The sequence below is a fragment of the Gemmiger sp. An194 genome (genome assembly GCF_002160145.1).
GTDB lineage: Bacteria > Bacillota > Clostridia > Oscillospirales > Ruminococcaceae > Allofournierella.
On the sequence record NZ_NFKA01000029.1, the window covers coordinates 21260 to 30494 of the forward strand.

Genomic DNA, 9235 nt, shown 5'->3' on the forward strand with positions numbered 1-9235 from the left:
CCTCACATTTTGTTTGTTGCCCCTCAAAAAAGGGACCAAAAAACCAGAGCGGGGAAGCCCCTGCTCTGGTTTTTTGGTCTGTGTTTTGAATGTTCCGAATGTTACCGCCCGCCGCAGCCGCCGCAGGATGCACAGCCGCCCGCCGCCGGGGTCGCGCCGAACACCTGCTCATACAGCTTCTGGCCGGTGGGAGTGGCCGCAAGACCGCCCTCGGCGGTCTCCTTCAGGCTGCTGCTCATGGCGTCGCCCACCTTCTTCATGGCCAGAATGGTCTCGTCCGCCGGAATGGCGCTGCCGATGCCCGCCAGAGCCAGCTCTGCCGCCACAAAGGCCCCGGCCACGCCGGAGGCGTTGCGCTTGATGCAGGGGATCTCCACCAGGCCCGCCACCGGGTCGCACACAAGGCCCAGAATGTTCTTCAGGGCAATGGCAACCGCATCGCTGGCCTGGGCCGGGGTGCCGCCTGCCAGCTCCACAATGGCCGCTGCCGCCATGGCCGCGGCGCTGCCGCACTCGGCCTGACAGCCGCCCTGGGCTCCCGCCACGCAGGCGTTGGTGGCGATCACCATGCCCACCGCGCTGGCGGTGAACAGGGCCATCACGCAGTCGTGCTCGGAGCAGCCCAGATCGTTCTGCATGGTCAAAAGGGCAGCGGGCAGAATGCCGCAGCTGCCCGCGGTGGGCGCGGCCACCACACGGCCCATGGCCGCGTTCAGTTCACTCACCGCCAGCGCCCGATAGAGCGCCCCGCCCAGCACGCCGCCGGTGAGGGCTTTTCCGTTTTCCACCGCCTTGCGCATTTTAAAGGCGCTGCCGCCGGTCAGGCCGCTGGTGCTGCGCAGGTCCTCGGCGCAGCCCGGCTCGATGCAGGCGGCCATTACTTTATAGGTCTCGGCCATCTGGTCGTAGATCTCCTGCTCGGTCTTTTCCAGCTGAGCGGCCTGCTGGCGCAGCACCAGCGCCGAGATGGGCTCGCCCGCCTTTTCGGCGGCGGCCACCAGTGCCGCCACGGAATCGTATTTCAGTTCAATGCTCATAAGGTACCTCTCTTTCCCGCGCCCGGTGTCAGTTGGCCAGCAGCATGGTGGAGCTCAAAATGTGGGGCAGCGCCTCGATGCGCCCGTTCAGCGCCGGGTCCAGCCCGCCGTCCATCTCGATGGTCATCACCGCCACGCCGCCCTTTTTCTGGCGGGAAAGGCGGAAGTTGCAGATGTTTACCTGGCTTTCGGCCAGCAGCTCGGTCACCGCCGCGATGATGCCCGGGGTGTCCTGATGGAGCACGATCAGGGTGTTGTACTGGCCGGAGATGTGCACCTCCATGCCGTTCACCCGGGTGACCAGAATGTTGCCGCCGCCCACGCTGGCCCCCTGCACGCTCACGGTGCGGCCGGTGGCGTCGGTGAGGGTGATGAGGGCGGTGTTGGGATGCGCGCCGTCGATCTCGGTGGGCAGAATGCTCACCGAAAGGCCCGCCTCTTCGGCCAGCCGCGGCGAAAAGCGGATGCGCTCGTCGTCGGTGGCCATGCCCATGATGCCCGCGATGAGGGCCTTGTCGGTGCCGTGGCCCTTGTAGGTCTTGGCGAAGCTGCCGTGCAGAAGGATCTGGGCGCTCACCGGCTCGCAGCCCAGCAATGCCCGGGCCACCCGGCCGATGCGCACCGCGCCCGCGGTGTGGCTGCTGGAGGGGCCGATCATCACCGGACCCACGATATCGAATACATTCAACATGCTCTGTTCTCCTTTTTATGGGTGCTTATACAATAATCAGCTTTGCGCCGCAGCTTTCCACCGCGGCGGCCTGGTCCGGGTCCACTCCGCCGTCGGTGACGATGGCCTCCACCGCGCTGATGGGGCAGATGCGCACCAGACTGGCCCGGCCGAATTTGCTGGAATCCGCCGCCACGATCACCCGGCTGGCGGCGTTTCGCATCTGGTTCTGCATGGAAATCTCGCCCAGCCGCTGGTCGGTCAGGCCCGCCACAGGGTCGATGCCGGTCACGGTCAAAAACAGAATGTCCACATGCACGTAGTTCAATATGCCGGTGGGGAAGTCGTTCACCAGGGTGCGCTCGTCCCGCGAGAGGATGCCCCCGGTCAGGATCACCGTGAAGCCGGGCTTGTCCGCCAGAAGCAACGCGTTCTGGATGGAGTTGGTCACCACCGTGAGCCGCTCAAACCGGGCGGCCAGCGCCTGGGCCAGCACCTGGCTGGTGCTGCCGTAGTCCAGCGCCACCACCTGGCCCTCCTCCACCATGGCCGCGGCCCGCCGGGCGATGCGCTGCTTTTCCTCCATGTGCAGGGTGTTCCGGGTGGAAAGCGCCACATAGCCCACCATGGGCGCGGGGGCCTCCGGCTGCTGCAGGGGCACCGCGCCGCCGTGGATGCGCCGCAGCCTGCCCTGCCGGTCCAGCTCCTCCAGGTCCTTGCGCACCGTCTCGGAGGAAACGCCCAGCGCCTCCACCAGCTCGGCGGTGTGCACCGTGCCCTCCTTGTCCAGCAGCTCTAATATAATGGAATACCGTTTTTTCGCAAGCATTTGTTGTTCCGCCCTTTCCTGTGCGCTTGTCGGGGCAAACCGCCCGCTTCTTCTGCATCAAATTATAGCAAAAGCAGCCGGGTTTGAATACTGTTTCGCAGAAAAATCCCAACTCCGCTCCCCCGCCGCTCCCCGGAAAGCTGGAGGAGTGGTTGGGAGAAAGTTGCGATTTTGTTGGCTTTACATTTAGTATACCGGGAGAAATGCAAAAATTAAACAGACAGAATGAACAAAAAGCCGGGTGTTTCTTTGTTTAATTGCGAAAAAGTGGGGAAAAGGGGTTGAAACCAAATGGAATCGCAAGTATACTGTGATTGTTCCCAAGGCGGGGCGGCCCGTCGGATGAAAACAGTATTCCGCGGCGAGGGCTTCGCCGTGACGTAAAAGAGAACAAAAAGAGAGTGTGTTTTCGAGGAGGAATTCAAGTGAGCAACAAGACAAAGACCGCCATGATGAAGGCGGCTCCGAACCGCTGGTTCACCTTCTGCATCCTCACCCTGTCCGGCGGAATCGCCTTCAAGCTGGGCAGCATGAAGGATATGTTCTACGTACCCATGCAGGAGTTCATGGGCCTGACCAACACCCAGATCGGCGGCGCCATGAGCGCCTACGGCATCGTGCAGACCATCGGCCTGATCGCCGGTATCTACATCTGCGACATGTTCAGCAAGAAGTACATGATCGGCGGCAGCCTGATCGGCATCGGCTTGGTGGGCTTCTACCTGGCCACCTTCCCGCCCTACTGGGGCTTTTTGGCAGCCTTCGGCGTGATCGCCATCCTGGCTGAGGTCACCTACTGGCCGGTTCTGCTCAAGGCCATCCGCCTGCTGGGCGACGAGAAGACCCAGGGCCGTATGTTCGGCTTTTTGGAAATGGGCCGCGGCGTTGTGGACGTGATCATCGCGGGCACCGCGCTGGCCATCTTCGGAGCCATGGGCGAGGGCGCTGCCGCCCTGCGCGCCGGCCTGATCTTTTTGTCCTGCGCCACCATCGCGGCGGGCGTTCTGTGCCTGATCTTCGTGCCCAACGACGAGAAGCGCGTGGGCGCCGACGGCAAGGAGCTGAACAAGGCCACCGCCGCCTTCGGCGGCATGGTGCAGGCCCTCAAGAGCGTGGACATCTGGGCCGTTGCGCTGAACGGCTTCGTGGTCTACTGCATCTACTGCGGCCTGACCTACTTCATCCCCTTCCTGAACAACATCTACCTGCTGCCCGCCACCGCGGTGGGTGCTTACGGCATCATCAACCAGTACGGCCTGAAGATGGTCGGCGGCCCCATCGGCGGCTTCATGTCCGATAAGGTGCACAAGTCCAGCGCCAAGCACATCCGCATGGGCTTCATCGTCTGCATCGTGGCCATGGTCCTGTTCATGCTGATCCCCCACGAGGCGCTGGGCGCTTCCGGCAACTGGATCGTGGGCGCTGCCTGCACCCTGGGCTTCGGAGCCATCGTGTTCACCATGCGCGCTGTGTTCTTCGCCCCCATGGACGAGGTAAAGGTCCCCGCCGAGATCACCGGCGCGGCCATGAGCCTGGCGAGCCTGGTCATCTACCTGCCCAACTCCTTCGCCTACCTGATGTACGGCAACTTCCTGGATCGCTTCCCCGGCATGGCGGGCTACCGCGTGGTGTTCGGCGTGATGATCGGCTGGGCCGTGATCGGCGTGTTCGTATCCACCTTCCTGATCGGCCGCATCAAGAAGCATCAGCAGGCCGGCAAGTAAGCAAACTGCACGAGGACCCCTGCGTTCTTCGTCTGAATTCATAAAAAAATTCGCGTAGCATACAGATCCGTGGTGGAAATCCACGGATTTGTATGCTATTCTAAAACCAAGAGGCAAGACCCGCGCAGCCGGGCGGCCCAAACAAACGACAAGGAGTGACCAAAACCTATGCGTGAGTACCACGGCTTTACCGGCTGCGGGTCCTTCTACAAGGGCAACCTGCACAGCCACACCACCATTTCCGACGGCATGCTGACCCCCGAGCAGAACGTGGCCCAGTACAAGGAGCACGGCTACCATTTCCTGTGCATGTCCGAGCACGACATCTACACCGACCACCGGGCCCAGTTCAACACCGAGGACTTCATCATCCTGCCCGGACTGGAGGCCACCGCGGTACTTTACCGGGCCATTGGCACCAATGAGCGCTATAAGCTGCACCACATGCACGGCATCCTGGGCACCAGCGAGATGCAGAAGAACGCCCCCGAGGGCACCTTCAGCCATCTGCAGTACCTGCCCCCCATCAAGTTCTTTGGCCAGTGGGAGGGCGCGAAGGCCGCCCAGCAGCTGAGCGACATGCTGCGGGCCCACGGCTGCGTGGTCACCTACAACCACCCGGTCTGGAGCCGTGTGCTGGACGAGGAATTCATGGACACCACCGGCGTGGCCGCTCTGGAAGTGTTCAACTACAACTCCACCAACGAGGCGGCGGTGGGCAGCGGCCTGGTCCAGTGGGACCGGATGCTGCGGGCAGGCAAGCGCATCAACGGCTTTGCCAGCGACGACAACCACAACGAGGGCCTCTTCGACGACGCCTGCGGCGGCTGGATCTGCGTGCAGGCCGAGAGCCTGACCCACGACGCCATCGTGGAGAACTTTATCAAGGGCAACTACTACTCCTCCGCCGGCCCCGAAATTTACGACTGGGGCGTGAAGGACGGCAAGGTGTGGATCGACTGCTCCAAGGCCGAGCGGGTGAACTTTGTGGCGGGCAACATCGTGAACGACGGCGGCACCGTCATCGGCGAGCTGCGCAAGGACACCCTGACCCACGCCGAGCACACCCTGAAGGGCCACGAGAGCTACGTGCGTGTGGAGGTGGTGGACCGGTTCGGCCGGGCCGCCTGGACCAACCCCATCTATCTGGAGTGGGACTGAACGCCCCCCGCATGACCCCGAATCTTTGCGGCGCTTGCCGGGGCCTTGTAGCGTATGAATAATAGGAGGAAAGACCCATGTTGGATCAACTGCAATCCACCCTGGAATTCATCGACGGCAAACTCTGGGGCGATTGGCTCATGTTCGTATTGCTGGGCGTGGGCGTGCTTTATACCATCGTGACCGGGGCGGTGCAGGTGCGCCACTTCGGCTACATCATCAGGAAAACCCTGTGGGAGCCCATCCGGGGCAAAAAGAACGGGGAAGAGGATGCCGGCGGCATCACCTCCTTCCAGGCGCTTTGCACCGCCGTGGCCTCCTGCGTGGGCAGCGGCAACATCGTGGGCGTATCCACCGCGGTGGTGGCCGGCGGCCTGGGCGCCATCTTCTGGATGTGGGTGGCCGCCTTCGTGGGCATGGCCACCAAATACAGCGAGATCGTGCTGGGCCTGCTTTATCGTGAACGCAACGAGCAGGGCCAGTGGGTGGGCGGCCCCATGTACTACATCAAAAAGGGCCTGCATGCCCCCTGGCTGGCGGTGCTGTGCGCGCTGTTCATGGTCACCCAGATCATCGGCGGCAACTTCATCCAGTCCAACACCATCAGCGGCGTGATGAACCAGAGCTTCGGCGTTGCGCCCCTCATCACCGGCATCGTGCTGGTGGCCCTGATCTTCATCGTGACTCTGGGCGGCCTGCACCGTCTGGCCCATGTGGCCCAGAAGCTGGTTCCCGCCATGGCGCTGCTGTATGTGGTGGGCGGCCTGGTCATCATTCTGATCAACGCCCCCAAGGTGCCCGGCGTCTTCGTCGAGATTTTCCAGAGCGCCTTCGGCCTGCGGGCCATGGCGGGCGGCGCGATGGGCAGCATGATCATTGCCATGCAGAAGGGCGTGGCCCGCGGTCTCTATTCCAATGAGGCCGGCGAGGGCTCTGCCCCCGTCATCCACTCCTCCGCCAACGTGAAGCACCCGGTGCAGCAGGGCATGACCGGCGTCACCGAGGTCTTCCTGGACACCTTCGTCATCTGCACCATCACCGGCCTGGTGCTGGGCGTGACCGGCGTCATCGGCAGCGGCGTGCCGGACAACGTGCTGGCCCTCAACGCCTTTGCCACCGTGTGGGAGCCGCTGCGCTATGTGGTTTCCATCTGCCTTTTGCTGTTCAGCACCACCACCCTGATGAGCCAGTGGTACTTCGGCTTCGTGGGCCTGAACTATGTGTTCGGCGCAAAGGTTGCCGACAAGTTCAAATATGTGTTCCCGGCCTTCTGCATCATCGGCGCGCTTTTGAAGGTGGAAATGGTCTGGACCATCCAGGACATCGCCCTGGCGCTGCTGACCATCCCCAACCTGATCGCCATGATCGTGCTGTTCCCAAAGGTGCGCAAGGCCACCAAAGAGTTCTTCAGCGACCCGGAGCTGTACGAAGGCGCCCGCCGCTGAGTATCCCTTTTCCTTGATTCCGATTTGGAATATTTTAATTGCAATATCCGAATTGTAATATCCTTTTTTCATCCTTTCTCTCGGGCAGCCGGTCCCCTCACTCCTTGGCCGGCTGCCGCAAATCATCTGCAAAAAGCGGCTTTGGGCCTTTGCCCGGGGCCGCTTTTTGCAGCTTGGGGAACTTTACCCTTGCAAAGTGCTGCGGTTTGTGATACTTCTGTTAGTAGAAACCGAAAACGGGAGGGGAGTTTTGTATGACCGATCAGGACAAACGCACCGGCGCACCCAGCCGGTATGTGCAGGGACCGGGGGCGCTGCGCCGCCTGGGCCGCTATACCCGGCGGCTGGGGCAGGGCGTGTTCCTCATCAGCGACGCGGCGGGCATCGAGCGCATCCGGCGGGATGTGGAGGAGGGCCTGCCCGGCGCGGGCGGGGTGGAGTTCGTGCCCTTCGAGGGGGCCTGCTGCGAAAAGGAGATCACCGAGCTGGTGCGCCGGTTTGAGGCCAGCGGCTGTCAGGTGGTGGCGGGCGCGGGCGGCGGCCGTCATCTGGATGTGGCCAAGGCCGTGGCGGCTTTTGCCCGCGCGCCCATGGTGATGCTGCCCACCGTGGCCTCCACCGACGCGCCCTGCAGCGCCCTGGCGGTGCTGTATACCCCGGAGGGCATCTTCGACCGGTATCTGTATCTGGACAAAAACCCCGATCTGGTGCTGGCGGACACCGCCCACATCGCCGCCGCTCCGCCCCGGCTGCTGGCGGCGGGCATGGGGGACGCGCTGTCCACCTGGTTCGAGGCCCGGGCCTGCGCCGAGGCAGGGGGCAAAAACAGCTTCGGCACCGCTCCCGGCGCGGCGGCGCTGTGTCTGGCGCAGGGGTGCTGGAACAACCTGCTTCGCTGCGGGGCCAAGGCCATGGAGCAGGCCCGGGAAAAGCGCCCCGGCGACGAGCTGGAGACCATTGTGGAGACGAATATCTATTTAAGCGGCGTGGGCTTCGAGAGTGGAGGCCTTGCCGCGGCCCATGCGGTGGCCAACGGCATTGCAAGCTTGGGCCGGGCAAACCGGGCGGGCCACGGCGAGGCGGTGGCCTTCGGCGTGCAGGTGCAGCTGGTGCTGGAGCAGCGGCTGGGCGCGCAGCCCTTGCGGGCCCGGCAGGACCTTGCCCAGGTGCGGGCCTTCTGCCAGTCGGTGGGGCTGCCCACCAGCCTTGCGGACCTGGCGCTTGCGGACATCACCGGCGAGGAGCTTTCCGAGCTGGCCCGGGTGGCGCTGGACCCGGCGGGCAACATGGGCAACATGCCCTTTGCCGTGAGCGCCGAGCAGCTGATCGGCGCGGTGAAGGCGCTGGCGCAGGCATAAAGGAGGAGACGGCGATATGATGGATGTGGTGTTCAGCCGCAGCGCCTGCGGCAGCCTGAAGATGGCTCAGCATTACGGCCAGGGGGAGTACACCGGCACGGTGAGCGTGCTCTATGCCGCCCGGGAGGGGGAGGAATGCGCCGCCCCCGCGCCCGGGGTGCAGCAGGCCGCTCAGCAGGCAGCGGAGCAGCGGGCTCGCCGGGAGTGGGAAGAAGCCCAGCCCCTGGGGGGTGACCCGGCCAATGTGTTCAGCCTGGAGGCAGGCTGGAGCATGGGCGACATTGCCGAGAGTCAGTTCCCCCAGGGCCGCCGCCGCTTGCTGGAGCGGCTGCTGGCCGCCAGCTTCGGGGGCAGCGCCGCCGAGCGGGAGCGGGTGATCGAGGAGTCGCTGGAGGAGCTGCAGGCCAACCTGCAAACGGTGCTCACCCGCAGCGCAAACGGCGAGGAGCTGCGCATCTGGTACAGCGACAACCCGGACGATGCCTGTGGCCTGTGCTGGCTGCTGGCAAAGCTGCACGAGCTGGAGCAGCACGGGCCGGTGCAGCTGATCAAGCTGCCGGTGTGGGAATACGGCGAGGGCGAAACCATGATGGCCTACACCGGCTGGGGCGAGGTCAGCCCCGGCGAGTGGGGGCGGTATCTGCCGCTGGCCCAGACCGCAAAGCCCGCCCTGCTGCAGGCCTGCGCCGGACGCTGGAAGGAGCTGCAGCGGGAGAACGCGCCCCTGCGGGTCTGCCTGAACGGTGGCTTGCAGAGCATGCCGGAAAATTTTTACGACAGCTTCCTTCTGCGGGAGCTGGAGCGGCTGCCGGAGGAATTTCTGGAGGCCTCGCTGGTGGGCAACGTGCTGGGCCGGTACCAGCTGGGCGTGGGCGACGGCTGGCTGGCGCTGCGCATTGAGGCCTTCTGCCGCGAGGGGCTGCTGGAGGTGGTGCAGGACGGCCCGGGCATCCGCCGCAGGCTGCGCCAGCACAGCGACTGGGCCAGCCTTTGAGCAAAACAAAAGCGAAG

Annotated in this window: 8 protein-coding genes; 5 read left to right on the top strand and 3 right to left on the bottom strand. The window is 64.1% G+C overall.

What is annotated here, in order from left to right; translation table 11 throughout:
* Positions 1-101 precede the first annotated feature (101 nt).
* The 3 genes from sdaAA to B5F28_RS13570 are packed head-to-tail and all read right to left on the bottom strand — an operon-like array spanning position 102 to position 2536.
* Positions 102-1037 carry an L-serine ammonia-lyase, iron-sulfur-dependent, subunit alpha gene (gene sdaAA / locus B5F28_RS13560; RefSeq protein WP_087296375.1) on the bottom strand — a complete coding sequence of 312 codons (936 nt, stop codon included), beginning with the start codon at positions 1035-1037 and terminating at the stop codon, positions 102-104.
* A gap of 28 nt (positions 1038-1065) precedes the next feature.
* On the bottom strand, positions 1066-1725 hold the full coding sequence (sdaAB, locus tag B5F28_RS13565; protein ID WP_087296382.1) for an L-serine ammonia-lyase, iron-sulfur-dependent subunit beta: 660 nt from the start codon (positions 1723-1725) through the stop codon (positions 1066-1068).
* A 28-nt stretch (positions 1726-1753) separates the two neighbouring features.
* The gene (locus tag B5F28_RS13570) at positions 1754-2536 is read right to left on the bottom strand and encodes a DeoR/GlpR family DNA-binding transcription regulator (protein WP_087296376.1); all 783 of its coding nucleotides are present in this window, start codon (positions 2534-2536) and stop codon (positions 1754-1756) included.
* A 425-nt stretch (positions 2537-2961) separates the two neighbouring features.
* Here B5F28_RS13570 and B5F28_RS13575 point away from each other — a divergent pair, with 425 nt between their 5' ends.
* From B5F28_RS13575 to B5F28_RS13595, 5 genes are all read left to right on the top strand, one after another.
* On the top strand, positions 2962-4260 hold the full coding sequence (locus B5F28_RS13575; protein ID WP_087296377.1) for an MFS transporter: 1299 nt from the start codon (positions 2962-2964) through the stop codon (positions 4258-4260).
* A gap of 168 nt (positions 4261-4428) precedes the next feature.
* Positions 4429-5421, top strand: coding sequence for a CehA/McbA family metallohydrolase domain-containing protein (locus tag B5F28_RS13580; RefSeq protein WP_087296378.1), 993 nt, complete (start codon positions 4429-4431; stop codon positions 5419-5421).
* A 77-nt stretch (positions 5422-5498) separates the two neighbouring features.
* On the top strand, positions 5499-6866 hold the full coding sequence (locus tag B5F28_RS13585) for an alanine/glycine:cation symporter family protein (RefSeq protein ID WP_087296379.1): 1368 nt from the start codon (positions 5499-5501) through the stop codon (positions 6864-6866).
* A gap of 254 nt (positions 6867-7120) precedes the next feature.
* The gene (locus tag B5F28_RS13590; protein WP_087296380.1) at positions 7121-8224 is read left to right on the top strand and encodes a glycerol dehydrogenase; all 1104 of its coding nucleotides are present in this window, start codon (positions 7121-7123) and stop codon (positions 8222-8224) included.
* A 16-nt stretch (positions 8225-8240) separates the two neighbouring features.
* A complete protein-coding gene (locus tag B5F28_RS13595; protein WP_087296381.1) occupies positions 8241-9218 on the top strand; it encodes a DUF3658 domain-containing protein in 978 nt (325 codons plus the stop codon).
* Positions 9219-9235 lie beyond the last annotated feature (17 nt).

Excerpts from the sequence above, each read along its gene's own strand:
- B5F28_RS13570 (WP_087296376.1), bottom strand. The coding sequence starts at position 2,536 with ATGCTTGCGAAAAAACGGTATTCCATTATATTAGAGCTGCTGGACAAG.
- B5F28_RS13585 (WP_087296379.1), top strand. The coding sequence starts at position 5,499 with ATGTTGGATCAACTGCAATCCACCCTGGAATTCATCGACGGCAAACTC.
- B5F28_RS13590 (WP_087296380.1), top strand. The coding sequence starts at position 7,121 with ATGACCGATCAGGACAAACGCACCGGCGCACCCAGCCGGTATGTGCAG.
- B5F28_RS13595 (WP_087296381.1), top strand. The coding sequence starts at position 8,241 with ATGATGGATGTGGTGTTCAGCCGCAGCGCCTGCGGCAGCCTGAAGATG.
- B5F28_RS13580 (WP_087296378.1), top strand. The coding sequence starts at position 4,429 with ATGCGTGAGTACCACGGCTTTACCGGCTGCGGGTCCTTCTACAAGGGC.
- sdaAA (WP_087296375.1), bottom strand. The coding sequence starts at position 1,037 with ATGAGCATTGAACTGAAATACGATTCCGTGGCGGCACTGGTGGCCGCC.